26 protein-coding genes are annotated in these 26,478 nt (G+C 38.7%); 17 read left to right on the forward strand and 9 right to left on the reverse strand.

Annotated features, from left to right (window positions below):
* Positions 1-70 precede the first annotated feature (70 nt).
* From E4661_RS11055 to E4661_RS11075, 5 genes are all read left to right on the forward strand, one after another.
* Positions 71-295, forward strand: a complete 225-nt coding sequence (locus tag E4661_RS11055) for a DUF2795 domain-containing protein (RefSeq protein WP_013551418.1) — start codon at positions 71-73, stop codon at positions 293-295.
* Between the two features lie 133 nt (positions 296-428).
* Positions 429-3,791: a preprotein translocase subunit SecA gene (secA, locus tag E4661_RS11060; protein ID WP_136467290.1), complete on the forward strand. Its 3,363-nt coding sequence runs from the start codon at positions 429-431 to the stop codon at positions 3,789-3,791.
* Positions 3,792-3,951: 160 nt separating this feature from the next.
* The gene (locus E4661_RS11065) at positions 3,952-5,169 is read left to right on the forward strand and encodes a sensor histidine kinase (RefSeq protein WP_136467292.1); all 1,218 of its coding nucleotides are present in this window, start codon (positions 3,952-3,954) and stop codon (positions 5,167-5,169) included.
* A gap of 41 nt (positions 5,170-5,210) precedes the next feature.
* Positions 5,211-7,724, forward strand: coding sequence for a M14 metallopeptidase family protein (locus E4661_RS11070; protein ID WP_136467295.1), 2,514 nt, complete (start codon positions 5,211-5,213; stop codon positions 7,722-7,724).
* A 7-nt stretch (positions 7,725-7,731) separates the two neighbouring features.
* Positions 7,732-9,309 carry an amidohydrolase family protein gene (locus E4661_RS11075; protein WP_136467297.1) on the forward strand — a complete coding sequence of 526 codons (1,578 nt, stop codon included), beginning with the start codon at positions 7,732-7,734 and terminating at the stop codon, positions 9,307-9,309.
* A gap of 179 nt (positions 9,310-9,488) precedes the next feature.
* Here E4661_RS11075 and E4661_RS11080 read toward each other — a convergent pair whose 3' ends face one another.
* A complete protein-coding gene (locus E4661_RS11080) occupies positions 9,489-9,725 on the reverse strand; it encodes a hypothetical protein (RefSeq protein ID WP_136467299.1) in 237 nt (78 codons plus the stop codon).
* Positions 9,726-10,039: 314 nt separating this feature from the next.
* Between E4661_RS11080 and E4661_RS11085 the strand changes: the two genes are divergently transcribed.
* Together E4661_RS11085 and msrA are read left to right on the forward strand one after the other, a co-directional pair.
* Positions 10,040-10,723 carry a metal-dependent hydrolase gene (locus E4661_RS11085; RefSeq protein WP_136467301.1) on the forward strand — a complete coding sequence of 228 codons (684 nt, stop codon included), beginning with the start codon at positions 10,040-10,042 and terminating at the stop codon, positions 10,721-10,723.
* A gap of 56 nt (positions 10,724-10,779) precedes the next feature.
* A complete protein-coding gene (gene msrA / locus E4661_RS11090) occupies positions 10,780-11,466 on the forward strand; it encodes a peptide-methionine (S)-S-oxide reductase MsrA (RefSeq protein WP_136467445.1) in 687 nt (228 codons plus the stop codon).
* Positions 11,467-11,544: 78 nt separating this feature from the next.
* On the opposite strand, the gene E4661_RS11095 is transcribed toward msrA, so the two are convergent.
* From E4661_RS11095 to E4661_RS11105, 3 genes are read right to left on the reverse strand one after another with little or no spacing between them, the layout of a single operon-like run.
* The gene (locus tag E4661_RS11095; RefSeq protein WP_136467304.1) at positions 11,545-13,002 is read right to left on the reverse strand and encodes a DUF4097 family beta strand repeat protein; all 1,458 of its coding nucleotides are present in this window, start codon (positions 13,000-13,002) and stop codon (positions 11,545-11,547) included.
* The gene (locus tag E4661_RS11100) at positions 12,974-13,600 is read right to left on the reverse strand and encodes a hypothetical protein (protein WP_136467306.1); all 627 of its coding nucleotides are present in this window, start codon (positions 13,598-13,600) and stop codon (positions 12,974-12,976) included. Before E4661_RS11100 ends, E4661_RS11095 begins: the two co-directional genes overlap by 29 nt.
* Complete coding sequence (locus tag E4661_RS11105) at positions 13,584-14,126, reverse strand: RNA polymerase sigma factor (RefSeq protein WP_136467308.1); 543 nt, start codon at positions 14,124-14,126, stop codon at positions 13,584-13,586. Before E4661_RS11105 ends, E4661_RS11100 begins: the two co-directional genes overlap by 17 nt.
* Before the next feature lie 307 nt (positions 14,127-14,433).
* On the opposite strand from E4661_RS11105, the gene meaB reads away from it, so the two are divergent.
* The 3 genes from meaB to E4661_RS11120 are packed head-to-tail and all read left to right on the forward strand — an operon-like array spanning position 14,434 to position 17,327.
* Positions 14,434-15,477, forward strand: a complete 1,044-nt coding sequence (gene meaB, locus E4661_RS11110) for a methylmalonyl Co-A mutase-associated GTPase MeaB (RefSeq protein WP_136467310.1) — start codon at positions 14,434-14,436, stop codon at positions 15,475-15,477.
* Positions 15,478-15,511: 34 nt separating this feature from the next.
* A complete protein-coding gene (locus tag E4661_RS11115) occupies positions 15,512-16,474 on the forward strand; it encodes a glycosyltransferase family 2 protein (protein ID WP_136467312.1) in 963 nt (320 codons plus the stop codon).
* Positions 16,455-17,327 carry a lysylphosphatidylglycerol synthase transmembrane domain-containing protein gene (locus E4661_RS11120; RefSeq protein ID WP_136467313.1) on the forward strand — a complete coding sequence of 291 codons (873 nt, stop codon included), beginning with the start codon at positions 16,455-16,457 and terminating at the stop codon, positions 17,325-17,327. Before E4661_RS11115 ends, E4661_RS11120 begins: the two co-directional genes overlap by 20 nt.
* Here the strand turns inward: E4661_RS11120 and E4661_RS11125 are convergent.
* Genes E4661_RS11125 through E4661_RS11140 form a run of 4 tightly spaced genes read right to left on the reverse strand, consistent with a single transcriptional unit; the run spans position 17,324 to position 21,174 of the window.
* Positions 17,324-18,982 carry an ArnT family glycosyltransferase gene (locus E4661_RS11125; RefSeq protein ID WP_136467315.1) on the reverse strand — a complete coding sequence of 553 codons (1,659 nt, stop codon included), beginning with the start codon at positions 18,980-18,982 and terminating at the stop codon, positions 17,324-17,326. The genes E4661_RS11120 and E4661_RS11125 overlap by 4 nt on opposite strands.
* The gene (locus E4661_RS11130) at positions 18,979-19,548 is read right to left on the reverse strand and encodes a phosphatase PAP2 family protein (RefSeq protein WP_136467317.1); all 570 of its coding nucleotides are present in this window, start codon (positions 19,546-19,548) and stop codon (positions 18,979-18,981) included. Before E4661_RS11130 ends, E4661_RS11125 begins: the two co-directional genes overlap by 4 nt.
* Complete coding sequence (locus E4661_RS11135; protein ID WP_136467319.1) at positions 19,548-19,775, reverse strand: hypothetical protein; 228 nt, start codon at positions 19,773-19,775, stop codon at positions 19,548-19,550. Before E4661_RS11135 ends, E4661_RS11130 begins: the two co-directional genes overlap by 1 nt.
* Before the next feature lie 7 nt (positions 19,776-19,782).
* Positions 19,783-21,174, reverse strand: coding sequence for an MATE family efflux transporter (locus E4661_RS11140; protein WP_136467321.1), 1,392 nt, complete (start codon positions 21,172-21,174; stop codon positions 19,783-19,785).
* Positions 21,175-21,718: 544 nt separating this feature from the next.
* Between E4661_RS11140 and E4661_RS11145 the strand changes: the two genes are divergently transcribed.
* The 5 genes from E4661_RS11145 to E4661_RS11160 all read left to right on the forward strand — a co-directional run bounded on the left by E4661_RS11145 (position 21,719) and on the right by E4661_RS11160 (position 23,277).
* Complete coding sequence (locus tag E4661_RS11145; RefSeq protein ID WP_136467324.1) at positions 21,719-22,150, forward strand: hypothetical protein; 432 nt, start codon at positions 21,719-21,721, stop codon at positions 22,148-22,150.
* A gap of 1 nt (position 22,151) precedes the next feature.
* Entirely contained in the window at positions 22,152-22,283 is a 132-nt protein-coding gene (locus E4661_RS19570) for a hypothetical protein (RefSeq protein ID WP_262709922.1), read from the forward strand.
* Between the two features lie 87 nt (positions 22,284-22,370).
* The gene (locus E4661_RS11150) at positions 22,371-22,604 is read left to right on the forward strand and encodes a hypothetical protein (RefSeq protein ID WP_136467326.1); all 234 of its coding nucleotides are present in this window, start codon (positions 22,371-22,373) and stop codon (positions 22,602-22,604) included.
* Between the two features lie 124 nt (positions 22,605-22,728).
* On the forward strand, positions 22,729-22,974 hold the full coding sequence (locus E4661_RS11155; protein WP_136467328.1) for a type II toxin-antitoxin system ParD family antitoxin: 246 nt from the start codon (positions 22,729-22,731) through the stop codon (positions 22,972-22,974).
* Positions 22,975-22,977: 3 nt separating this feature from the next.
* Positions 22,978-23,277, forward strand: coding sequence for a type II toxin-antitoxin system RelE/ParE family toxin (locus tag E4661_RS11160; RefSeq protein WP_136467330.1), 300 nt, complete (start codon positions 22,978-22,980; stop codon positions 23,275-23,277).
* A 98-nt stretch (positions 23,278-23,375) separates the two neighbouring features.
* On the opposite strand, the gene mazG is transcribed toward E4661_RS11160, so the two are convergent.
* Positions 23,376-24,149 (reverse strand): nucleoside triphosphate pyrophosphohydrolase, encoded by a 774-nt coding sequence (gene mazG / locus E4661_RS11165; RefSeq protein ID WP_136467332.1) that lies wholly within the window; start codon positions 24,147-24,149, stop codon positions 23,376-23,378.
* Between the two features lie 98 nt (positions 24,150-24,247).
* On the opposite strand from mazG, the gene E4661_RS11170 reads away from it, so the two are divergent.
* Both E4661_RS11170 and E4661_RS11175 read left to right on the forward strand, forming a co-directional pair.
* Positions 24,248-24,901 (forward strand): SGNH/GDSL hydrolase family protein, encoded by a 654-nt coding sequence (locus E4661_RS11170; protein WP_136467334.1) that lies wholly within the window; start codon positions 24,248-24,250, stop codon positions 24,899-24,901.
* A gap of 1 nt (position 24,902) precedes the next feature.
* Positions 24,903-26,477, forward strand: a complete 1,575-nt coding sequence (locus E4661_RS11175) for a family 20 glycosylhydrolase (protein ID WP_136467336.1) — start codon at positions 24,903-24,905, stop codon at positions 26,475-26,477.
* Position 26,478: the final 1 nt, after the last annotated feature.

Genomic DNA, 26,478 nt, shown 5'->3' on the forward strand with positions numbered 1-26,478 from the left:
ATGTCAATTTTACTTGGCAAATTGGGTTTAAAAATTATTTTTGCAAAAAATTTAAACTCAAACCGTTACTATGTACTGGACATTAGAACTCGCATCATATTTAAGTGACGCACCGTGGCCAGCCACCAAAGACGAATTAATAGATTACGCCATCCGAACCGGAGCTCCACTGGAAGTTGTTGAAAACTTGCAGTCCATGGAGGAAGAAGGTGGTGAAATTTACGAGTCCATCGAAGAAATCTGGCCAGATTATCCGACCGAGGAAGATTACCTCTGGAACGAGGACGAGTATTAAATACCAAAGAACAAACCCAGTTAAAAAGTCTCATTCGAGGCTTTTTTTTATGTAATTTTGACAGCCTTGCAAAAGGATTCCACCCTACTCTGGATAATGGAACAGCTTTTGCAATCCAAAAGAAAAAATATTCATGAGCTTTATTAATTCGGTACTGAAGGTTTTTGTTGGAGATAAATCTGAAAAAGACGTAAAAGCATTGCAACCTTTGGTCAAAGAAATAAAATCCTTTGAGGTACAACTCGAAGGGCTTTCCCACGATGAACTAAGACAGAAAACGGTTTCTTTTAAAGCACAGATTCTAGAAGATCGCAAAGAAATCGATGATAAGATTGCAGAGCTTCAGGAAGAAGTTCAAAATTCCAGTGACATTGATAGGAATGAGGAAATCTATACCGAAATCGATAAGCTCAACGAAGAGGCCTATAAGATTTCCGAAAATACCTTAAATACTATTCTTCCCGAGGCTTTTGCCGTTGTAAAGGAAACCGCAAAACGGTTTACCAATAATGAGACCCTTACGGTATCGGCTTCAGAATTTGATAGAGCACTTTCCGGTTCCAAGGATTACGTGACTCTTGAAGGAGATGATGCTGTTTGGAAAAATTCCTGGGATGCTGCCGGAAAAGAAGTTACCTGGGATATGATCCATTATGATGTGCAATTGATAGGTGGAATCACGCTACATCAAGGTAAGATAGCCGAAATGCATACCGGGGAAGGAAAAACTTTGGTAGCTACCCTCCCACTCTACCTGAACGCACTTTCAGGCAAAGGTGCCCATCTAGTTACCGTTAACGACTATCTGGCCAAAAGGGATAGTGCCTGGATGGCCCCCATTTTTGAATTCCATGGCCTTTCAGTAGATTGTATCGATAAGCATCAACCCAATTCAGAAGGAAGACGAGCAGCATACAACGCCGATATTACTTATGGTACCAATAATGAATTTGGCTTTGACTACCTACGGGATAATATGGCGCATACCCCTAAAGATTTGGTTCAACCTCCGCATCATTATGCCATTGTAGATGAGGTAGATTCTGTATTGATCGATGATGCCCGTACCCCCTTAATCATATCCGGACCTGTACCTGAAGGTGATCGTCATGAATTCAATGAATTGAAACCAGCTGTTTCAGATATTGTTCAAAAACAACGTCAGCACCTTACGGGAGTTTTGGCTGAGGCGAAGAAACTAATTAAAGAAGGAGATACCAAAGAAGGTGGTTTTCTTTTGCTTCGTGTGCATAGAGGTTTACCCAAAAACAAGGCTCTTATCAAGTTTTTGAGTGAGGAAGGAGTAAAACAATTGCTCCAAAAAACGGAAAACTTCTATATGCAAGACAACAACAGGGAAATGCCCAAAGTGGATGCTGACTTGTTGTTTACCATTGACGAAAAGAACAATCAAATTGAGTTAACGGACAAAGGAGTCGACCACATCTCAGGTGATCAAAACAAAGATTTCTTTGTAATGCCTGACATTGGTGGTGAGATTGCCAAGATTGAAGAGCAAAACCTTGAAATTGAGAAAGAAGCTGAACTGAAAGAGGAACTTTTCAAGGATTTTGCCGTAAAAAGTGAGCGTATCCATACCATGACGCAGCTTCTCAAGGCATATACCCTTTTTGAAAAAGATGTGGAATACGTGGTCATGGACAACAAGGTGATGATTGTTGATGAACAAACAGGTCGTATCATGGATGGCCGAAGGTATTCTGATGGATTGCACCAAGCTATTGAAGCCAAAGAGAATGTGAAGATTGAGGCGATGACCCAAACTTTCGCGACCATTACACTTCAGAACTACTTTAGAATGTACAACAAACTGGCCGGGATGACGGGTACCGCCGTTACCGAAGCCGGGGAATTCTGGGAAATCTACAAGTTGGATGTAATGGAAATCCCAACCAATAGGCCCATTGCACGTGATGACCGCCACGATTTGATTTATAAGACCAAACGGGAAAAATACAATGCCATTATTGAAGAGGTTACTGACCTTTCCAAAGCAGGTAGACCCGTTTTGATAGGTACTACTTCTGTTGAAATATCGGAATTACTCTCCAAGTTACTGAGCGTTAGAAAAGTTCCCCATAATGTATTGAATGCAAAATTGCATAAGAAAGAAGCCGATATTGTTGCCGAAGCGGGTAAAGGTGGTATTGTCACTATCGCAACCAACATGGCAGGTCGTGGAACCGATATTAAATTGAGTGATGAGGTAAAAGCAGCCGGTGGTTTAGCCATTGTTGGAACGGAAAGACACGATTCGCGTCGTGTTGACCGCCAGCTACGTGGACGTTCTGGTCGTCAGGGAGATGTGGGAAGCTCACAGTTCTATGTGTCATTGGAAGACAACTTAATGCGTTTGTTCGGGTCGGACCGTGTGGCCAAAATGATGGACCGCATGGGATTGGAAGAAGGTGAAGTAATTCAGCACTCCATGATGACCAAATCTATAGAACGTGCCCAGAAAAAAGTTGAAGAAAATAACTTCGGAATACGTAAAAGACTATTGGAGTATGATGATGTTATGAACGCACAGCGTGAGGTAGTGTACAAAAGAAGACGCCACGCCTTACAGGGAGAACGTTTGAAGGTTGATGTAGCCAACATGATCTATGATACTTGCGAAGTAATCGCAGAAACCAACAAAATGGCGGATGACTTCAAAAACTTCGAGTTTGAGCTCATCAAGTATTTTTCAATCACCTCCCCCGTCAATGAGGAAGATTTCAAAAAGTTGAGCTTACAGGAAATCGCAAATATGGTTTACAAAGCTGCCTATGACTTCTACCAGCAAAAAATGGAGCGCAGTGCGGATACGGCTTTTCCTGTGATTAAAAAGGTTTACGAAGATCAATCCAACAAATTTGAGCGAATCGTGGTTCCTTTTACGGATGGAATCAAAACCTTAAATGTGGTCACCAATTTGGAAGCTGCATATTCCAGCAATGGAAAGCAGTTGATCACTGATTTTGAAAAGAATATCTCACTGGCCATCATTGATGATTCGTGGAAAACCCATTTGCGAAAAATGGACGAATTAAAGCAGTCAGTACAGTTGGCGGTCCATGAACAAAAAGACCCCCTCTTGATTTATAAATTCGAAGCCTTTGAGCTTTTCAAGGAAATGATTGACAAGGTGAACAAAGAAATCATTTCTTTCCTATTTAAGGGAGAGTTGCCTTCTGAGAACACCAATCCAATACAAGAAGCACGAACAGTGCGCAAGCCGAAAGAGAACTTAAAGACTTCCAAAGAAGAAATTCCAAATAGTGATGAGCTAGCCGCGCAAAATAGGGCGGCGGGCCAAACCCAAGGAAGAAGACCTCAAGTGACAGAGACCATTGTTCGCGAAAAGCCAAAAATTGGACGAAATGACCGCGTAACTATCAAAAATGTGATGTCAGGTGAAAGTAAAACGGTTAAGTTTAAACAAGCCGAACCTCTTATTGACAAAGGTGAGTGGGTATTGATACAGGAATAATCCTAAAAAATTGAACGAATTGAGCGGCAGTTATTTAAGGCTGTCGCTTTTTTTATATCAAAAACATATTTAGATTTACAGCTTAAACCCCCCATAAAGAGCTATTTTTACTACCTCTTTAAATGATTCTCGTAGTAAAAAGAACAACCGAACGCAGCATATGAAGATTCCTAATAAGGACAAATATCGTTTACAGGACAAAATTCAATTGGTGCTAAAAGTTAATTACAACTCATCTATATTGGCTATACTTTTTGGTTTGGTATGCCTTTTTTTTCTAAACATAAAGGGAGTTATTCCGTACACCTTTTTTGGCTTTGCTCTCCTTAATCTTGCAAACACATTGCTGTTCAAGAAACATCAGAATTTAACCATGACCTATAATATCACATCTGTGATAGCCATGGTAGGTTCAACTCTAATTGTATTGTTCAGCGGCGGTATACAAAGTCCATACATCTTCGTTTTGGCGGTAGTTGTATTTGCCGGTTATGTAACCACCAAGATTTATGGGCACATTTACCTAGCTGTGAACCTGTTGGTTATAGCGCTCGTGTTCCTGCATGACATGAGTGATTTCCAAATATCGGAGAATCAGGTTCCTCAAGAATCAAGATTATGGTTCGCATTTTTGAGTGTGACTTTTGCGGTGTATTTGCTTGGAGGTGTTTTCGGAAGAAATTTATTAAGAGCACATCACCGATTGTATAAATCGCGAAATGAGATTCAGGAGCGTATAGAAGAAAAGGAAACGCTTCTGAAAGAAGTCCACCACAGAGTAAAAAACAACTTGCAAACTGTATCAAGTCTTTTGAGCTTGCAATCAAGGACAATAGAGGACCAAAAAATAAGCAGTATCATCAAGAGCAGTCAAAACAGAGTGGTTTCTATGGCTATGGTGCATGAAATGCTTTACAAAAGAGACGATTATCTTTCCAAAATAGAATTAAGACCTTATGTAAAGGAACTAACGGAATACCTAGTGCGGTCGGTAAAGGGTAACGTCAACAAAATTGATGTTAAGCTGGACATTGATGAAAACAAGCTCAGTATCGATACTGTGATTCCTTTAGGGCTGATTATCAATGAAACCATAACCAATGCCCTTAAATATGGAATTGCCAAGGACAAAGGTGGTGAAATTGTAATATCCCTTAAAAAACTGGAGGGCAGTCGTTATGAGCTATATCTAGGAGACAACGGTAAGGGTTATTCTGAAAATTTCGACCCAAAAAATGCAAAATCCCTAGGATTAAAGCTCATTTATAACCTTACAAGACAGCTTCGGGGTACGATTGCCAGAGACCTCTCCAAGAAGGGCACTTACTACCGTATAGAGTTTGAGGAAATAGTAGAAGATTTCAACTCCATCGTTTAAAGCTTTTCCTATCTTTAGAGGATTAACAAATCCTCTAATCAATGTTAAGAAAATTACTTGCGATAGCATTTCTTTTTAGCGTATCCCTTTCTGCTCAAGATTATTTCTACAAAAAATTTCACCCTTTTAATGAAAAGATTCCATCCCCAGAAGAATTCCTTGGTTATGGGATTGGTGAAAAGCACACAAGGCACGATTTGATTGTCAATTACTTCGTAAAACTTTCAGAACTCTCAAATCGAGCCAGTATTCATGAATATGGCAGAACTCACGAAGGTCGAAAATTGCTTATTCTAACGGTTTCGGCGCCAGAAAACGTCAAAAATCTAAACCAACTGAAGACCCAACATCTTCAGTTTACAGACCCTTCAAAAGATTATACCAATTATGATGAGATACCCATCTTTATAAATTTAGGATACAATGTTCACGGTAATGAGCCTTCCAGTTCTGAAGCAGCAATGTTAATTGCATATACCTTGACCGCTTCCAATAGTCCGGAAATACTTAATTATATAGATAAAGGAGTCATCTTCATTGATCCTACCATAAATCCTGATGGAAGGGACCGGCACACGCAATGGGCAAATATGTACCAAGGGAATCCATTGGTTGCTGATCCACAAGATGCAGAGCACAATGAATACTGGCCAAGAGGAAGAACCAACCATTATTGGTTCGATTTAAACCGAGACTGGTTGTTGGGAATTCACCCTGAAAGCCGAGGAAAATTGGCCTGGTACCATGAGTGGTACCCAAATGTGGTAACAGACTTTCACGAAATGGGAACCCAGAGTTCCTATTTCTTTGAACCTATGAAAGATAATGGATCATTGAATCCAATCATGCCCAAAGAGAACTATATAGACCTCAACAATTTGTTTGGCGACTATTTTTCAAAAGCTTTGGATAGTGTTGGTTCATTCTATTTCACAAAAGAAGTATTCGATGGTACCTACCCTGGTTATGGTTCCTCTTATCCTGACCTTCAGGGAGGGTTGGGGCTACTATTTGAACAAGCCAGTTCTCGAGGGCATAAACAGACTACCGATTTTGGAGAAATCACCTTTCCTTTTACCATTCGAAATCAATATATTTCCAGTATTGCAACCATAAAGGCAGCAGTTGAAAATTCGGCGTTGCTCAGAAAATACCAGCAGGATTTCTTTAAAAGTGCATTGGGAAATGCCTCTAAAAGTAAAATAAGGGGATATTCATTTAAAGATGATCACGATGCGAATCGGGTAAAGGCGTTCATCGACAAGCTACTACTTCATAAAATAGAGGTGTATAAATCGGGAGATGGTTTTGTTGTACCTACTAGACAACCTCAGTATCGCATGGTACAAACCATGTTCGATACTTATGAAAAATTCCGGGACAGTGTTTATTATGACGCATCTGCCTGGTCAGTCGCCAATTTTTATAACATGAAGTACAAACCTGTAAGCTCGCTTAATCTTGGTGAAAAGATAACGTCGACTGACAATTTGGTCAAACTGGAAATTGTCCAGAAAGCAAAGTACGCCTACATTATTGATTATGACGATTATAACGCAGTAGCTGTCTTGAACTATCTTCAATCCAAAGGATTGATGGTTTCCAGCTCATTTAAACCTTTTACCATCAAAACAGTTACTGGCAACAAAAGTTTTAATTATGGTGCATTGGTTGTTCCAGTAAGCCTTCAAAAAAAGAAAGCTGATGAAGTTTTTAAGAGAGTTCAAGAAGCACAGCAAAAATTTCATGTTCCCATCTATGCGGTTAATTCAGGGTACAGCGTAAATGGTATTGATTTAGGAAGTCGGTATATTTCTGCGATTAAAAAGCCCAAAGCGGCCATGATTATAGGTAATGGAGTGCGTTCCTACGAAGCAGGCGAAGTTTGGCATTTGTTGGATACCAGAGTACATATGCCCATCACTAAAATTCCCATACGAAACCTTAGTTTGGTCAATTTGGACAAGTATAACACTTTGGTGATGGTTTCCGGTAGCTATGATTTCAATAAAAAACAGTTGGAAAAAATAAAATCATGGGTAAGTAAAGGCAATACATTGATTACAATTGGTACTGCTTCCAAATGGGCTATTGACAAGAAGCTTGTTAAGGAAAAATTGACCACCCAGGAAAAAGACACAACGGAAATCATCCAAAGAAAGCCATATGTTGATGCACCAGAGAATTTGGGCAAAGAACAAGTTGGCGGTGTTATTCTCAAGGTCGATTTGGATACTACCCATCCCCTAGCCTTCGGTTATCGTGACGAATCCATTCCCGTGTACAAAAACAACACAGTTTGGCTATCACCAAGTAAAAATGCATATGCCACGGTAGCCAAGTATGCCAAAAACCCGCATATTGATGGTTTTCTTACTAAAAAGAACATGGAGGAAAATCTCAAACCTTCTGCATCACTTATTGTTAGCAAAGTAGGAAGCGGAAGAGTAATTCTATTTGGCGATAATCCCAACTTCAGAGGATCATGGTACGGTACCAACAGGTTGTTCTTAAATGCCCTGTTTTTAGGCGATAAAATTGAAATTCCAGAATGATATAATTATGAAAAGAGCATTTTTCCTTTTTGTCTTATTTAATTTGAGCTTAGGGTTTGGACAAGAAAGCTTAAGCGAAGGGCCATTTTCCCAGCTTATCATCAGAGGCGCTACATTGATCAATGGTAACGGGGCTCCCCCTCGTGGCCCTGTTGATGTTGTTGTCGAAAAGAATAAAATCACTAAAATTCAAGTTGTAGGTTACCCTGGAGTAAAAATTGATGACTCCAAAAGACCACAACTCAAACCTGGGGGCAAAGAACTAAATTGCGAAGGTATGTACCTTTTGCCAGGCTTTGTAGATATGCACGGCCATATCGGTGGAGAGGCACAAGGTGCTGATTTTGATTATGTCTTCAAGCTATGGATGGCCCATGGCATTACAACGGTAAGAGAGCCCGCCGGGAGGGGTATTGATTGGGCGTTGGATTTAAAGCGAAAAAGTGAGAAAAATGAAATAATTGCTCCTCGAATTTTTGCTTACACTGCTTTTGGGCAAAAAACCAGTGGTTTTAACCCCTTAAATGATGCGCCGATAAGCACTCCAGAACAAGCAAGAAAATGGGTACGGGCCAATGCTGAAAGAGGAGCAGATGGAATCAAATTTTTTGGAGCCCCCCCAGAAATTATGGCCGCAGCATTGGATGAAAACAAAAAGTTAGGGCTTCGTTCTGCTTGTCATCATGCCCAATTGGATGTCGCTCGTTGGAACGTTCTGAATTCAGCTCGCGCCGGATTGACCAGCATGGAGCACTGGTACGGCTTACCAGAAGCTTTATTTGAGGATAGGACAGTTCAAGACTATCCTTTGGATTATAATTACCAAAACGAACAACATCGTTTTGAGGAAGCCGGAAAATTATGGAAACAAGCAGCCAAACCATATTCTGACCATTGGAATGCCGTAATGGATGAGCTAATAAGTTTAGATTTCACTCTGGACCCAACTTTAAACATCTATGAAGCAAGTCGCGATTTACATCGGGCTAGAAGGGCGGAGTGGCATGAGGACTATACTTTGCCATCTCTGTGGGAATTCTATCAACCAAGCAAGATTTCACATGGTTCGTATTGGCACGATTGGGGCACGGAACAGGAAGTGGCCTGGCGTGAAAACTATAAACTGTGGATGACCTTTGTAAATGAATATAAAAACAGGGGTGGCAGGGTCACCACAGGTTCTGATTCGGGTTTTATCTTCCAATTATACGGTTTTGCCTATATCAGAGAAATGGAGCTTTTAAGGGAAGTTGGATTCCATCCGCTGGAAATCATCCGTTCGGCCACTCTAAATGGTGCTGAGGCACTTGGTATGGAAGATAAAATTGGTACGGTCGCCGTAGGTAAACTAGCCGATTTCGTGATTGTTGACGAGAATCCGTTAAAAAACCTAAAGGTTCTCTATGGCACGGGAGCCATCAAACTAACAGAAGACAATAAGGTAGTTCGAGTCGGAGGCGTAAGCTATACCATTAAAGATGGTATTATTTACGATGCAAAGGCACTTTTGAAAGACGTAAAGAGAACAGTAGAGCAGCAAAAACAAAAATTGAACTACTCAATAAAACAACCGGGATTAGAATAGTGTACATGATGGTTTCTAAGATTTTGGTTTGTATAGGCTAGATGTATGTAAAAACAGTAAAGTCTGTGTAAGCTAGTCTTGGGAATTCCTTCTTTTTCGAAAGGAAAAAGCGATAGATGCGATTACAAAGGCCGCACTAAAGAACAATGCAAGTGGTATGGCAATTCCCATTATCATGATTAAGCCAATTTGGAACGGTTTTTCTTAGTTCTAAAAGAAAGTGCCTTTTTAACTCTAGAGTTTCTAAATCTATACAATCTGGCAACTTTAGTTTCTTTTTGAGCTTCTTCTTGAACAGTAATATCCAATTCAACACCAACAGTTGTAGTTTCAATTTTTACTTCTTTAGAAATGTCTTGTGCCATAGCTAGAGTTCCGAAGAAGATTACTGCGATAAGGGTTAAAATTGCTTTCATGACTTGGGTTGTTTTTACATTGTAAATCTACCTTCGTCCTGATCCTGACCTGGATTTATCTCGCTTAACGTCCTTTTTTTTTCGGTATCGGAACTTTTTTCGGCTGAAGTGTATTTTATCCTCGATAAACGTTTTGGGGGTAAAAAACACGCTATCGGTTTCATGTGCATTTCATCGAGGTTTCCAGAACTGGCCTTGGATATCGCTAATGCATTTGGTCTGATTTTTTAGTTAGAACATCGATACAAAGTCTTGCTATAAACCCGTAGATTTTATAATTTCAAGGACATTTTTAGTCATTTTAAACCATAAACATGAATATTACCTTTTTAGGCCACGCCACACTTTTGATAGAAGTAGAAAACAAAAAACTAATTGTGGATCCTTTTATAAGCGGGAACAGTCTGGCCCAAGATATCGACATCAACACATTGAAAGTCGATTATATTTTGATTACTCATGGACACCAAGATCACATATTGGATGTGGAGGCAATTGCAAAAAACAATCCCGATGCGCTTTTGATTTCCAACTATGAAATTGTGCAATGGTTCGGGGAAAAAGGAATATCTGGGCACCCCCTTAACCATGGTGGCAAGTACACCTTCGATTTCGGTACATTGAAATACGTTAATGCCATTCACTCCAGCATGCTGCCTGATGGTACTTACGGTGGAAACCCTGGTGGATTTGTACTTACAACTTCTGATAAATGCATATATATTGCTGGGGATACTGCCTTGACCTTAGACATGAAATTGATTCCTGAAACTTGTTCCCAGCTGGATTTGGCCATTTTGCCTATTGGAGACAACTTCACAATGGGATATGAAGATGCAGCAATCGCAAGTGATTATGTGCAGTGCAACATGGTCTTAGGATGCCATTATGATACTTTTCCACCTATCAAACTAGATAAGGATAAAGCCATGGATTATTTTAAATCCAAAGGGAAGGAGCTGGTATTATTGGATATTGGAGCAAGTCTATCTATTTAACTTTATTGCTAGCTTTAGTAATACATTGCATTCTAGAACGACAAAGCATGAAAATAATGACTATTGTGAGAAATCTATTTGTATCGCTAATCTTATTGACATCAATAGGGTGTCAATCGAAAACTACTAAAATCCAACCCACCATCGCAGCACACAATCCTGTGGAAAAGGTGATGCTATCCCCCGAGAAGTTACAAGAATATGAGACCGCTTACTTCGCTAGTGGATGTTTCTGGTGTGTCGAGGCCATTTTCGAAAGCGTAAAAGGAGTCAAGGAGGTATATTCTGGTTATTCTGGCGGCCCTGAAAAGAATCCGACCTATAAGCAAGTAGCATATGGAAAAACCGGGCATGCAGAGGCCGTAGAAGTATTTTATGACCCTAAAGAGATTTCATTCACCGAATTGGTACAGGTTTTCTTTGGTTCCCATGACCCAACTTCCCTTAACAGGCAAGGTCCTGACCGAGGTCCACAATATAGATCGATTGTCTTCTATAAAAACGAGGAAGAGAAGAAAATAATTACCGATTATATTAATCTATTAGAATCAGAGAATGTATATGACCGGCCAATTGTAACACAAGTTGAACCTTTTGAAGTTTTTTATAAAGCAGAAGACTACCATCAAGATTTTGAAAGAAGAAATCCCTATAACTCATATATTATAAGCGTTTCTATTCCACGGTTGATGAGGTTTCAGGAAAATTTTAAATCCTATTTAAAAGAAGAAAAATCACATTAAAGTGTGATGTATTTGTGTATAGCGGTTGGGAAGGTAGGATAGGAAAGAAAAGATTTTTGGGTTTTTGAAAGGAAAAAGTTATTCCTTTAGCACCACCTCACTATACTTGGAATTAATATTGACCGTTTTGTCTGCTTTATTGTTGATATAATAGCCCTTGTAAACATTGGCATTATAGTTTTTGTAAGGTTCAATGGTCAAAACCTTGGGAAACTGAACATCGGAAGTAGTTTCATTCACATAAATGGTAAATGGTGTTGAGGGGATTGCAAAATCCACTTCTCCATTTTCAACCGTTATATCCACATTAGAAAAATTATTAGACACAGAGTTTATTTGAAGCCCTCCAAGATTATTGACTGCATATACCTTGTTCAGCAAGCGGTCAATGGTCACATTGGAAGAAACAGAACTTAGTGTCAGCTCCCCAACCTCCTTTAAATCAACATAGTCTGAATAATTAGCTTTTAACTGTCCATAATTCCATTTTTGAACGACTACCGGGGAATATGAGGCTCTGATATCAGTACGATCACCATCAATAGTAGAAGCTAGCAAGCTTGCATAAGACAAGCTTGCTTTAATATTTTTGGTATTTGCTGCTAATTTTACTTCTCCATGCCTCACATTCATTTTTAGCTTTACCGATTTTGGCATTTTAACCTTAATACTCTTTTTAACCTTATACTTTTTACGTTCACCCTCGGAAGAAAAGTAAAATATGTTAGAATCATCATCCGAATGAATGGTAAAAACTCCATTTGACCTATGCTCTTCCCTTTGTCTATCCCTCTCTTCTCGTAGTCGGTCACGCTCTTCCCTCATGGCATCACGCTTTGCCCTTGCGTTTTCCCTAATAGCTTGAGCTTGCTCTCGCATTTTAAGGCGTTGTTGCCGAAGCTGTTCGCGTTGTTTTTCACGTTCCTCGCCCATCTTTTCCATACTAGCGCTCCATTCTTCAAATCGCTTTTTATAATTTTTGTCAAAGTTTTTGTCAAAATTCTTTTTCCACTCTTTCATGTACTTATCTCCATCCTTTCTATAAGCGTCATAATCAAAATCCATATGCGGAATGGGTGGCATGGGAGGCATTTCAGGAATCACTATAACTTCAGGAATCTCTGAAATCTCAATATTTTCAAGACTTTCGAGATGATGCTCTATATTTATATCTGGCATCACAAAATCGAAGCCATGCGCAAAGGTGTCGCCTCCAACTACATTAAAACTATTACCAAGGGTTTTGATTTCTATTTCTTTGCTGTTACCCAGGATTTTAACGACATCCTTTTCAAAATAGGTCTTGGCTTCCTCTTCTGTAGCACCTTCCAGCTCGACTACAGCGGTAATTTCTACTTGGTTTTTATCCCAAGTCTCAAATTCAATGTCGGCATGACTAGTGTCTATGTTCAACACTGTTTCCTTGTCAACATTGAACGTTTCTTTGTAGGTCTTTGATTTTTCCTGTGCCAGACCAACGATACCTGTCAAGCCAAAAAGGAAAACATTAAACCATATTTTTAGGTTCCTGCTCATTTTTTGATGATTTTAATTGATTTAACTTTGATTTTAGCTTTTGTAATAATTGCAATCGCAACTGGAGGTTTTGTATCAAGGCATTTATAGTGTCATCATTAGGCCCGACCGCATTGAGTTCTACCGTCAATTTTTTGTACTCCTTGTCCAATTCAGAAAGTCGAGCCATATAGCTATCAACAATAACTTTATTCTCTCCGGTAAACTCCAAACCAGAAAGTTCAAGATTGATATTGGTCACATAATACCTTTCTATCTTTTTTAAATCGGGAGAAAGATCACCCAACGAAATACTTTGACGCTGTTCAGATCCATTTCCTTTATCGGTTATAGTCGTATCGGAATTTTCAATTGTTTTATCAGTTCCAAAAACGAAATACGCCGTCAAACCCAACAATACTACTACGGATGCCGCTATTCGCAGCCATGGAAAAGGTTTAAGTTTAGGTTTTGGCTTAGATTTAGGTGCAGTCTCCAGTTTCAAGTCTGGCAAGCTTTCCTCCAATTTGGATAAAAACCTATCTTCATGCCCAGGCTTCATTATCCTTTTGTCCTCTTTCTTCTCTTTTGCAAATAATTCTTTAAGATCCTGTCCCATAAGCCCAGTTCTTTAATGATTCCTTTAGTTGTGTTTTTCCTCGCAACAATCTAGTTCTTGATGCCGTTTCCGAAATTCCTAAAATGAAGGAAATCTCACTATGATCATATCCTTCTACCAAGAATAATTGCACCACGTATCTATACTTCTCGGGGAGTTTTTCAATGACCTCTTTTATACATTCAAGCGAAATTCCTTTCTCAATTGTCCAATCATCATCATCTGCTACATGTATATGCCCTTCGTTCAACTCCACCGTCCGCTGATGCTTCGATTTTAAAAAATCGATACTCCCATTTATTACTATTTTTTTCAACCAAGCCCCAAATGTGACCTCTCCCTTGAATTGATCAATCCGTTGAAAGGCCTTGATAAAAGCTTCTTGCAACACATCTTCGGCATCATCTGGGTTTTTCAGAAAACGTAAAGCCACACCATACATTCCATCGCAATATTGCCTGTAAAGCTTTAATTGCGCCTGGCGATCATTGGCCTTGCATTTTTCTACCAGTTCAATATGAAACATGGTCAGTTGTTGTATTTGGTATTTTGGTTGTTCAAGTTAAGGACGAGGTAAAAAACCACATGTTGCAAAATATTCTCAATTTGGTGTTTTTTTTAACATTTATATCATGGTAACGGGCGAAAAGTTCTATTTCCTTTCAGCAAGCTGTAGTAACCACAAGATCACTGCCTATAAAAATTTAGTATGATTCGTGTCAACCCATCGAGCATATGATTTGCACCGATACACTTTTAGTTTTGACCTGGTATAATTGACCATAAGCCGCGAAAACTTTATACCTTCGTAATCAACTTTAGCAATTTTGATCTTGGCAAACAAGAAACATATTTCTTCCAGTATTTCTAAAATAAGAAAGCTTAGAAAGCAAGATGTTTCGGTGGATGAGCTGCTTAAAGGACTGTTCAAAGGCAACAAAGCCCATCTTGCCAAGGCTATAACACTTGTAGAAAGTTCAAAGGCCGAACATTTTGAAAAAGCCAACACCCTTGTCGAAAAGTGTCTGGGCAAGTCCAATAGCAGCGTTAGAATCGGTATTACCGGAGTTCCTGGGGTGGGAAAAAGTACATTTATTGAGGCTTTTGGTAAAGCGTTGACCCAAATAGGGAAAAAAGTTGCCGTTTTGGCGGTAGACCCCACAAGTACCCTGAGCAAAGGCAGCATTTTGGGTGATAAAACCCGGATGCAAAACCTTTCTAAAGATTCTAACGCCTTTATACGACCTTCTCCTTCCGGTGATTCATTGGGTGGTGTAGCCAGAAAAACCCGTGAAAGCATTATTTTATGTGAGGCTGCGGGTTATGACATTATTTTAGTAGAAACCGTTGGTGTAGGACAAAGTGAGACCATGGTGCACAGTATGGCCGATTTCTTTCTGTTATTGAAACTTTCAGGTGCAGGAGACGAGCTTCAAGGCATTAAACGTGGCATTATGGAAATGGCCGATGCTATCGCAATAAACAAGGCAGATGGTGACAATCTTGAAAAGGCCAAGTTGGCCGAGGTTGAATTTTCAAGAGCACTCCATTTATATCCGCCTAAAGCAAATGGATGGACGCCAAAGGTGCTTCGATGCTCTGCATCAGAACAGACCGGAATCCTCGAGATATGGCACTTGATAGAAGAGTATGTTACATTAAACAAGAAAAATGGCCATTTTGAACAGAACCGCAAAAACCAAAATAAAAACTGGTTTTTACAAACTGTGGATGAGCAAATAAAACAGTATTTCCATCAGAAAAAGTCCTTTGAAAAAGTCCAAAACGACATGTTAGTGGCAGTGGAAAACAACAGGGTGTCACCTTTTTATGCTGCAAAAAAACTATTGGAAAGCATCTCAGTGGAACTTAAATAAAAGAAGTAAATTTGCCCAGATTATAAGCCAAAGCATGAGCACTGTCACTGATTCCCTACTATCCATAGTGGTTCCATTGTACAACGAAGAAGACAATGTAGTCTTGTTGACCGAAAAAATCCATGAGAACTTACAAGGGTACAATTATCAAATTGTATATGTTGATGATTTCTCCACGGATAAAACCAGAAAAGTGGTCAAGGGCATGGATGACAACAAGGTGCATTTGATTGAGCTCAAAAAAAACTATGGCCAAAGTTTGGCCTTGGCTGCAGGAATTGACTACGCTGAAGGTGAATACATCATTACCATGGACGGGGATTTACAAAACGACCCCTCCGATATCCCTCAGATGTTGGAATACGCCGTGAATGATGATTATGATGTTGTCACTGGAATACGTCAAAAAAGAAAGGATTCACTTATAAAAAAAATACCTTCAAAAATTGCCAATTTTTTGGTTCGAAGGGTCACCAAATTGGATATTAAGGACAATGGCTGCGCTCTAAAAGTGTTTACCAAAGATATCGCCAAAGGTCTTAATCTATATGGCGAGATGCATCGTTTTATTACACTTTTGGCTTATTTGGAAGGCGGGCAGATAAAGCAAGTTCCCGTAAAACACCATGCACGTCATGCAGGGGTGTCAAAATATGGTTTGGAGCGTGTTTTTAAGGTTGTGGCCGATATGATGTTGTTGCTCTTTATTCGAAAGTATTTTCAACGGCCCATCCACCTTTTTGGGATTTTTGGAGTACTGTTGATTATTCTAGGTATTTTCATCAATTTGTACCTTTTGATAGTAAAACTCGGTTTTGGTGAGGATATTGGCAGCAGACCACTTTTGATTTTTGGAATGATGTTCATTTTAGGGGGAATCCAGTTGTTTACCATAGGTATTGTCATGGAATTGCTTATCCGCACTTATTATGAGTCTCAACAAAAAAGACCGTATCGTGTCAAAAAAATAACCATTGGTGACGGAAAAGCTGCGTAAAAAACTCATTACTGCACTAAAAATCGTTGTTAGTGCTGCGCTGATTTACTTTATTTTCACCAAAATACAGCTTGAGGATGTTATAAAAACCTTGAAGAACAGCAATCCTTTCTATTTGATTCTTGGGGTTTTGCTTGTGGTTTTATCCAAGGTTTTGGCGGCTTTCCGACTTAATCTGTACTTTCATCAAATTGAGGTTAAAATTACTCAGTTAAGTAACTTGAAGTTATACTTATTGGGAATGTTCTATAACCTCTTTTTACCTGGAGGGATCGGTGGTGATGCCTATAAAGGCTATGTTATCCAAAAAAAATATAAATCAGGGACAAAAAGAGTAGTCTCGGTTCTTCTGCTCGACCGATTGAGTGGAATGTTATTGATTTTCATTTACGCTTGCATTTTGGCTCTACTTCTTGAGCAAACGCTCTTCAAAACCTACAACTGGGTATTTGTTTTAGGAATTCCTTTGAGCATTTTGGTGTTTTGGTGGCTCAACAAAAAGTTTTTTTCCTATGCCTCACCCATATTTTGGAAATCTTTTGGATATTCAGCCTTTGTACAATTTTCGCAGTTGGTCTGCATCCTTTGTATCTTAAAATCGCTTTCGATAGAACTGCAAACCATTGAATACCTGTTCATTTTTTTGGTTTCCTCAATTGTTTCCGTAATTCCACTGACCATTGGTGGCATCGGAAGCAGGGAAATCACTTTTTTATACGGAGCAAAATGGTTGGGATTGGATGCAGGCGCATCAATAAGCATCAGTTTTGTGTTCTTCCTAATGACCGCATTGATATCGTTTTTAGGGATAGTTTATCACTTCAAAAAACCAAAATTGGAGACCGTGGATTAATCCAAGTGCACCAAGTGCATTTTGTTGAGCTTTTTACTACGAGTGTGTGGATTTAGGAATTTCAATTGTAATCTAGTGATACGAAATTGGTCCACTGTTATTTCTTCATGCCAGTGATAACCTGCTTTCTCCAGCTTTTGAAGTTCTTCGTCAGTTGCATATACCCATGCGTCGGGTTTCTCTTCCAACCCAGAAATAGAAATTATATTGACCGGTTTTTTATTGTAAAAGTCCAATGCCCACGTATATCTTTCAGATATTTTATAGATGTTATCCACTGGTATATTATGCTCTCTAACTTTCTCCGCCATTGTAGAGCCTGCTTGATACTTTAAAAGGGAAGGATAAAAATGAACATTCAACACTACATTCAATAAAATTGAACTATAAGCCGCCAAAGTGATTATACGAACAGTATGCTCCTCACGTTTAAGGCAAAAAAATGCAATCAATACTATTAAGACAAGTAACATCAAATAATGATGGATGCCACTAAAATCGAAAACGTAAAAACATGCCAACAGGGCAAATACGTACACCAGACTAAGTATAAAATATTGAACTCCAAGAAGGACTTTTAGCGTTTTCTTCTTGGACTCTTCATGTAATTTGATAAGATATGCCCCCGTCAAAATAGAATATAGCGGTATCAGAATATTCATATAATGCGGAAGTTTGAATTGGGCAAAACTGATAAGCAAAAACAGAATACTGATTCCTCCAAACGTCAAGAATTCAAGGCCAGGATTATGTTTGAATCGTACTTTCCAAAAGTTTTGCCCCCTTTTCCAATAGGCGAGCAATGCTATTACGGTCCAAGGAAGAAAAACCCAAAGGAACGTATGAAAAAAGAAAAAGAAATCGCTACTATTCTTTCCAATACCCTGCCCGCTCATTCGCTCAAAGCTTTGTTCCCAAAGAATAAAAAAGATTCCGCTACGGCTGTCCCTACCTCTTATAATCTTTTCTGGGTGTAGGTCAAACTGTAAATAATATGCATAAAGCATTGGGGTAATTGTCAATCCAAAAACCAAAAGAGCAAGGAAGACTTTCCAATTCCACAATACTTTCCATTTATTGGTATATGCCAAATGACACAAAATTGATATTCCAATGACCACCAAAGCAATCTGTCCCTTAGTCGAGAAAGCAACCCCTGCACCAAGAGCTCCCCATAAAATGTTGTGAAGTTTGTTTTTTTCGATATACATGGCCAACTGCCAAATGGAAAAGATGGCAAATCCCGTCAAAACCGCATCAGTACGTACATCAATGTTTGCAAGCACTATGGTCTGGGCGGTCATAAAAACAAGAGCAGAAAGCTTTCCCGCATCTTTATTGTAGAGTAATTTTCCCAGGCCATAGCAACTAAAGGCTCCTAACAAAGTTGCCAAAATTCCAGGAATGCGGTATGACCATTCATAGATACCAAAAACTTTAAAAGATAAAGCGGCCAACCAATAGTGCATATGAGGTTTATCCAGATATTCCTCGGTTCCTTTTATTAGGGTGAAGAAATCATTTTCTTGTACCATTCGCATGGCCATCACGGCAAATTGTGCTGAATCGTTTTCAAAAAGGGTAACAAACATTCCGGCTATATACACCAGAACAACCAGGGAAAGTAAAAACCAATATCGAGCGGATGGTATCATGTTCCCAATTTTTGGAATGCAAATATAGCCAACCTAGCAAATATCCATCCAAAAAAGATTCCAATAAACATACCTGTCAAAACATCCAAAGGATAATGTACCCCGATATATATTCTGCTGTACGCCACAACAATGGCCCAAACCATAAGAACTAGTCCAATATATTTGACCTTTTTACGGAACAGCAGTGCAAAAAAGGTAGCTGGTGCAAAGGAATTGGCCGCATGTGCCGAGAAATATCCAAATTTTCCTCCACAATAGCTTTTGACCAAACGCATGATTCCACTTATCTCCGGGTCGTGGCAGGGTCTTAGGCGACCAACGCCATATTTGAAGAAATTGGACAACTGATCTGTGCAGGTAATCAATAATGCCACACATACCAAAACGACCGCTGTCCCCTTCAATCCAAAACTTTTGTAGGTCAGATAAAGTAACAATATGTATAATGGAGCCGAGTTTCCGGTCTTGGTCATAAACATCCAAAAACCATCCCATGTTTCCGTTCCAAGCCCGTTCAGAAACAAAAAAACCTCATGATCCCACTGTATCAGTTCTTCGAGCATTAGCTATCGTATCGTGAAACTTCTCTATCGTAAAATGCTGTAGCAGCTTCAATCAAGCTTTCCGCTTCGGCGGCAAGTTCTTCTTCATCCTCCTTTGAAAATTCTTCTAACCATTCCACTTCGTCATTTTCCAAATTGATGATGAAACGAGGATATTCGGTATGAACGATATAAATTGAATCGGGATGATCTGTATTATCGCCTAAAAGAAATTTTGGTAATTCCATTTTTAAATTATTCGATTCTTATAGAACCTTGTTTGCTTTTTATCAGTTTTTTGGTCAAAAAGTTGAACCGAATATACAACATTACCGCAGATGCAGTGAGTCCAAGAAGAAGCCCTATCCAAATACCCGTGCTCTTAAATTCAGTGAACAATCCAAAGTAATAGCTAACAGGGAAACCAATAAGCCAATAGGCGATAAAAGTTATAAACGTGGGTATTTTCACATCTTGAAGCCCCCTAAGCGCACCCAAAACCACTACCTGTATACCATCTGAAATCTGGAAAAATGCCGAGACCAAAAGCAACTTTGCGGCTATTATGATCACTTCGGTATTGTCCATTTGGTTTATTACATCGTCCACATCCAAATAAATGGTGGGCAACCAATGACGCCCCAAAAGGAAAATGGCGGCAAAGACAATTTCCAACAAAAGAGTCAGGAAAAAAATCGATTCCGCGATTCTTCTTAACTCCTTGAAGTTTTGTAAGCCTTTTTGGTTTCCCACACGTACCATAGCCGCTACACTAAGCCCCATGCCCACCATAAAGGTCATACTGCTCAGGTTCAGGGCTATTTGGTTTGCAGCTTGGGCATTTTTGCCCAGAACACCACTTAGCCAAATTGCGGCGGTAAAGATGGCCACCTCAAAAAACATCTGCAGTGCAGACGGAAAGCCAAGACTTACAATCTTCTGAATGACTTTTTTCTCAATTATCTTGAAATTGAATTTGGTAATATATGGTTGGAATTTTTCTTTTCGATTCAACAAAAACCAAATATAGCCTACCATGATAAACCTTGAAGCCAAAGTACCAATAGCTGCGCCAACAATGCCCAGCTTAGGAAATCCGAACGACCCAAAAATCAATAGGTAATTTATCACAATATTCACCACATTCGCCAATACGGTGGCATACATGGGGGACTTGGTCTGTGAAAGACCTTCAGAAAACTGTTTAAAGGCCTGAAAAACAATTAATGGAACCAATGAAAAAGCAACCAATTCCAAATATGGAATAGCCAACTCTACAACCTCCACAGGTTGCTTCATATGGTACATCAGAGGTTTACATAGCAAAATGATTCCAAAAAGGGATGCTCCCAAAAGTGTACAGAGTACCAATCCGTGCTTTAGTGCGCTCTTTCCATCAGCGACATTCCCCGCTCCATCGGCTTCGGCAACCAAAGGGGTAATTGCAGTTGAAAAACCGATGCCCAAAGACATTGCAATAAACACAAAACTGTTTCCCAAAGAAACTGCTGCCAGTTCAGCTGTACCCAATTGCCCAACCATGATATTATCGGCAAAGGCCACAAAGGTGTGCCCCAACATGCCCAAAATAACAGGGTAGGCCAACTTTAAGTTGTATGCAAATTCTTTGGTATATGCTTGAAACAAAGCTCAAATTTAGAAGGCGTAAAGATAATTGGAATGGAAAGATTTAAAGATGGTTTTTTGGCTTCTTTTTGAAAAGATGTTGACCATACTTATGAAAGGAGGTATGGAGAATTTATGCATAGCGGAGATACGAAAAAAATTCCCTTTCATTCTAGGGAAAGAGTGCAAATTGATTTATTACTGTATTCGTCAATTCAAAACGGGTATTCGTTAATTTAGGTTAGATTTTTAACATGAAAACCTGTAACTTCACTTATCAGTTTCGTTCGATTCATCGAAACGAATCATATAAGAGATTGGCAAAATATGAAAGACCACAATCTTTAAAATGGAAATTTCTACTCTAACACTTAAACTTATTATTCTTCTAGTGCCTGGAGCATTGGCAACCACCATTTTCAAACAATTAACTATTCGACATAGGGAACAATCAGATTTTATGTTTGTGATTATTTCTATAATGTTCGGAATGTTTTCCTATTTAGTACTACAACTAATAATTTATCTGATTACGTTCGTTAAAAATTTAAGCTCCAAATCAAATTTGAAGTATGAAAAAATCGAAACATTTGCCAAATTATCGAATAGCAATTCAATTCCTTATTCGGAGGTTATCTGGGCAAGTATTATTAGCATATTATTAGGCTTCATAATTTCAAAAATTGACCATTCGAAATTAATAAATAATCTTGCGAGAAAATTAAATATTTCAAACAAGTACGGGGACGAAAACCTCTATTCATATTTTCTAAATTCGCCAGATATCAACTGGGTATATCTAAGAGATATAGAAAATTCATTAACCTATCTAGGAACTGTGGAATCATTTTCAGAGACAACAGAGCATAAAGAAATTGTTTTGGGGCAAGTAACCGTCTATTCGTATCCTAAAAGCAAAGAATTATACGAAATTGATCGAATTTACTTGGTTTATCCAAAAGACAAGTTAATAATTGAACAAGCAAAATTAAAATGATATGGACAAAAAGAAACTCGGACAGAAACGACCATTAACGGAAGGAGTTGTTAAAAATAACCAAGTCAAACCAAATACGAATATAAACAAAGAAGCTGTTTTAAAACCGCCTGCAGCTAAACCTAAAAAATAAGTACTGTCGCCAACATTGAATGGGTATAATTCATTCAGGTTGAATTCCTTGAATTGAAAGAAATTAAAAAAATCACAAAAAATAAATATGTTGCTAGATGCTATTTTAAAGGCCATTAAAGAAATTGAAGCAATAGACAAGCGCTCAAAAGAAATTGACAGTGTTTTGGGAAATTTGAAAGACACCGTCAACACCCGAATGAAAGAAAATTTAATAGATTTTATGAGCGTTGGAGAAAAAATGGGTTATGATGAAATTAAAAACCAACTTACCGACTTGATTGGATTTATTGATTCAGTTGAAGAAAAAAATAAAAAGTAGCCAACCATTAATAAATGAAGGTCATCTGAAACCGTGGGCTGCAACCAACCTAAACCAAACTCTCAGAAACCACTTTTTGGTTTTATACCAATAGTTGGTATATTTGAGTTAATATTTTGAGATTATGGCCAAAAATACATCCATATTATTAGGCGATTATTTTGACAATTTTATCAGTCGTCAAATCAAAACGGGAAAATATTCTTCCGCAAGTGAAGTTGTCAGGGCAGCTTTGAGAATGTTTGAACACGAGGAATCTAAAAAGACAGAACTCATAAAAGAATTGAAAAAAGGAGAAAAATCAGGTTTCGTAGAGAATTTTGACCGAAAAAAACTTTTAAAGAATCTTCATCAAAAAACATCTGACTGAGCAGTGAAGTATAAAGTCAGTCAAGAAGCACATCGAGATATTGAGAATATTTGGCTTTATACCTATGAAAACTGGTCTCTAGAACAAGCAGACAGGTATTTCAACCTAATAATTGACGAAATCGAATATTTGGCGAAAAATCCAGAATCCGGAAAAGATTACAGTCAAGTAAGACAAGGGTATTCCCGTTCTCGAATAAAATCTCATTTCATTTTCTATAAAATCAACAGAAATAAAGAAGAAATTGAGATTATTAGAATTTTGCATCAAAGAATGGATATCGAATCTCAGCTGAATGAATAAAATGACTACAGTTAACACGGTGTACAAGCGCCGCCTCAAAAATTTAAGCCTTTACTTTTACCACTATACATTTTGCGCTAAAAACCAACACTTTTGACTTATTGCATTTTAGCTTCTTCCCAAAAAACATCCATCTCGGCTAAACTCATTTCTTTAAGGGATTTTCCTGATTCCTTTGCTTTGTTTTCGAGGTATTGAAACCTTTTGATAAATTTTTTATTGGTTCGCTCTAAGGCATTCTCAGGATTGATATCCAAAAAGCGGGCATAATTGACCATGGAAAATAGTACATCGCCAAATTCTGATTCCATTTTATCCTGGTCTCCAAGTTTTATCTCTTCTTGAAGCTCTGAAAGCTCCTCCTTTACTTTCTCGAAAACCTGTTCTGGTTTTTCCCAATCAAAACCCACACCAGCAACCTTTTCTTGAATCCTGTTTGCTTTAACAAGGGAGGGTAAACCATTCGGGACTCCTTCGAGCACGCTTTTTTTGCCTTCTTTGAGCTTGATGTTCTCCCAATTTTCCTTTACCTGTTCTTCATTGTCCACTTTTACATCTCCATATATATGCGGATGCCTATTGATTAATTTCTCACAAATCTCATTGGCTACGTCAGCAATATCAAAATCATTGGTTTCCGAACCAATTTTGGCATAAAAAACTATATGTAACAACAAATCACCCAGTTCTTTCCTCACCTCTTCCAAATCATTGTCCAAAATGGCATCGCCCAACTCATAGGTTTCCTCAATGGTCAAGTGGCGCAGGGATTGCATGGTCTGTTTTTTGTCCCAGGGGCATTTAGCGCGAAGCTCATCCATGATACTTAACAGTCGATCAAAAGCCTTTAGTTGCTCTGGTCTTGCATTCATCTAAAAAATTTTATCTAAAAGTACAAAGACCTTATTTTAGGACATTATAGTTTTTGGTGTTATTTTGGGACACCGTTAACTATTTTTTCAACAGTTAGATGCGACATATCTTTTTTTTTCTTTTACTCTCCATTTCTATTAATGCACAGGGGGATTTACCTTTTTCCGGGGAAGTAAAACAAATTCAAGAACATGTTAATTCGGTATGGGATGCTACCAAACCCACCATTGTCTTTACCGGAAGTTCAAGTATTCGAATGTGGAAGGACCTTCAGGATAGATTTCCGGACAAACAAATATTGAATACGGGTTTTGGGGGGTCACAATCATCGGATTTAGAACATTATTTAGATGAGCTCATTTTAGACTACAATCCAAATCAGGTGTTCATTTATGAAGGAGATAATGACATCAGCAGTAAAAAAAGACCGAAAGAAATAGAAAATACCATTCAAGACATCATTGAAGTATTGTTTCTAAAAAGGCCCCAAATGGAAATTGTTTTGATTTCTGCAAAACCCAGTATCTCCAGATGGCATTTGAAGCGAAAGTATAAACGACTCAACAAAAGGTTGAAAAAGCTGGCTTCAGAAACTACGAATGTGCGTTTTGCGGACGTTTGGTCAGTGATGGTCTCTAAAAGAAAATTAAAAAACCATCTTTTTATAGAGGATGGATTGCACATGAACCAACAGGGATATGAACTTTGGTACAATGTGTTAAAAGATTATATAAACAAAAACGTAGATTAACATGTTATCAAGAGCAGTTCTCATTTTTGCAGTGGTTATTTCACTAGCTGCCTGCCAATCAAAAAAGAAGGAAATTAATTTTCCAAAAACAGATTTATCCACAGTAGCATTGATTCCAAAACCTGTTAAGACCGTAGCCACCAATAGTGCTTTTGGTCTGGATTCAAATACAGTGATTTTAACCACATTGACGGATTCAGAATTTGAAAAAGCTGGTCGTTTTCTAGCGGAAAAAGTCAATGCGAAACTTGGGTTTGATTTGAAAGTCAACAACGCTTCAGATAAAGATGAAATTGACAGGGTCATTTATATCAATCAGTCGGACAGTGTTGACTTGAAAACTCCGGAGTCTTATCAACTTTACATTAAAAAAGATTCCATTTATTTAAATGCCAAAACAGCTGCGGGTGCATTTAGAGGTGTTCAAACGCTAAGACAATTGATTCCCGAGCAAAGTAATGACACCCTGACCGACCATCCATTATGGTTGATTCCATCAGGAAAAATTTACGATGAGCCTCTTTTTGAATACCGTGGAGCTATGTTGGATGTTGCGAGACATTTTTTCACCGTGGATGAAGTGAAAAAATTTATTGACATCCTCGCTTATTATAAATACAATGCCCTTCACCTACATCTTACCGATGATCAAGGTTGGAGATTGGAAATCAAATCATGGCCGAAACTTACCGAAGTTGGTGGTAAAACCGAAGTTGGTGGTGGCGAAGGCGGATTTTACACCCAAGAAGATTACAAGGACCTTGTGCAATATGCCGCGGATAGACATATCATAATTGTACCAGAAGTAGACATGCCCGGACATACCAATGCTGCATCTGTAAGTTATCCGTTTTTAAATGGTAATGGCAAAAAAGTAGCCCCATACACGGGCACACAGGTGGGCTTCAGTACTTTTGATGCACAAAAAGATACCGTTTATGCCTTTTTGGACGATGTTATCCGTGAAATTTCAGAGCTGTCCCCTGGTCCATATTTCCATATTGGAGGTGATGAAAGCCATGTGACCAAGAAAAAGGACTATCTATATTTTGTTGAAAAGGTTGAAAAAATTGTTAGGAAACACGGTAAAAGAGCCATGGGCTGGAATGAAATTGCCCAAGCCAAAATAGACTCCTCTACGGTAGCGCAGCTCTGGAACGAGCCCCATAATGCCATTAAAGCGGCCGAAGGAGGTTCTAAAATATTACTATCACCTGCGAAAAAAGCTTATTTGGACATGCAATACGATTCACTTTCTAAATATGGATTGCATTGGGCTGCATATATTCCTGTAGATACCGCCTACAACTGGAGCCCTGAAACATATGTTCCGGAAATACCAAAAGAACAGATTTTGGGAATTGAGGCTCCGCTTTGGTCAGAGACTATTTCCAATAGTGCAGAGCTTGAGTATCTAGCTTTTCCAAGAGCTATCGGGTATGCTGAATTGGGCTGGTCACAGCCGGAAAACCGAAATTGGGAAGATTACAAACTGCGCTTGGCCCAACAGGTTCCTTATTTAAATACAATGAATGTGAATTTCTATCCGTCTAAATTGATAGACTGGGAGAAGTAAT

Origin of the sequence: Flagellimonas onchidii (genome assembly GCF_004804315.1) — a bacterium.
GTDB lineage: Bacteria > Bacteroidota > Bacteroidia > Flavobacteriales > Flavobacteriaceae > Flagellimonas > Flagellimonas onchidii.

Bases quoted from the DNA above. Each gene is read 5' to 3' on its own strand.
- secA (WP_136467290.1), top strand. From the start codon at position 429: ATGAGCTTTATTAATTCGGTACTGAAGGTTTTTGTTGGAGATAAATCT.
- E4661_RS19570 (WP_262709922.1), top strand. From the start codon at position 22,152: ATGGACAAAAAGAAACTCGGACAGAAACGACCATTAACGGAAGGAGTT.
- E4661_RS11085 (WP_136467301.1), top strand. From the start codon at position 10,040: ATGAATATTACCTTTTTAGGCCACGCCACACTTTTGATAGAAGTAGAA.
- E4661_RS11095 (WP_136467304.1), bottom strand. From the start codon at position 13,002: ATGAGCAGGAACCTAAAAATATGGTTTAATGTTTTCCTTTTTGGCTTG.
- E4661_RS11175 (WP_136467336.1), top strand. From the start codon at position 24,903: ATGTTATCAAGAGCAGTTCTCATTTTTGCAGTGGTTATTTCACTAGCT.
- E4661_RS11080 (WP_136467299.1), bottom strand. From the start codon at position 9,725: ATGAAAGCAATTTTAACCCTTATCGCAGTAATCTTCTTCGGAACTCTA.
- E4661_RS11070 (WP_136467295.1), top strand. From the start codon at position 5,211: ATGTTAAGAAAATTACTTGCGATAGCATTTCTTTTTAGCGTATCCCTT.
- E4661_RS11105 (WP_136467308.1), bottom strand. From the start codon at position 14,126: ATGTTTCATATTGAACTGGTAGAAAAATGCAAGGCCAATGATCGCCAG.
- E4661_RS11135 (WP_136467319.1), bottom strand. From the start codon at position 19,775: ATGGAATTACCAAAATTTCTTTTAGGCGATAATACAGATCATCCCGAT.
- msrA (WP_136467445.1), top strand. From the start codon at position 10,780: ATGACTATTGTGAGAAATCTATTTGTATCGCTAATCTTATTGACATCA.
- E4661_RS11150 (WP_136467326.1), top strand. From the start codon at position 22,371: ATGTTGCTAGATGCTATTTTAAAGGCCATTAAAGAAATTGAAGCAATA.
- E4661_RS11170 (WP_136467334.1), top strand. From the start codon at position 24,248: ATGCGACATATCTTTTTTTTTCTTTTACTCTCCATTTCTATTAATGCA.
- E4661_RS11130 (WP_136467317.1), bottom strand. From the start codon at position 19,548: ATGCTCGAAGAACTGATACAGTGGGATCATGAGGTTTTTTTGTTTCTG.
- E4661_RS11115 (WP_136467312.1), top strand. From the start codon at position 15,512: ATGAGCACTGTCACTGATTCCCTACTATCCATAGTGGTTCCATTGTAC.
- E4661_RS11100 (WP_136467306.1), bottom strand. From the start codon at position 13,600: ATGGGACAGGATCTTAAAGAATTATTTGCAAAAGAGAAGAAAGAGGAC.
- E4661_RS11065 (WP_136467292.1), top strand. From the start codon at position 3,952: ATGAAGATTCCTAATAAGGACAAATATCGTTTACAGGACAAAATTCAA.
- E4661_RS11055 (WP_013551418.1), top strand. From the start codon at position 71: ATGTACTGGACATTAGAACTCGCATCATATTTAAGTGACGCACCGTGG.
- mazG (WP_136467332.1), bottom strand. From the start codon at position 24,149: ATGAATGCAAGACCAGAGCAACTAAAGGCTTTTGATCGACTGTTAAGT.
- E4661_RS11075 (WP_136467297.1), top strand. From the start codon at position 7,732: ATGAAAAGAGCATTTTTCCTTTTTGTCTTATTTAATTTGAGCTTAGGG.
- E4661_RS11155 (WP_136467328.1), top strand. From the start codon at position 22,729: ATGGCCAAAAATACATCCATATTATTAGGCGATTATTTTGACAATTTT.
- E4661_RS11125 (WP_136467315.1), bottom strand. From the start codon at position 18,982: ATGATACCATCCGCTCGATATTGGTTTTTACTTTCCCTGGTTGTTCTG.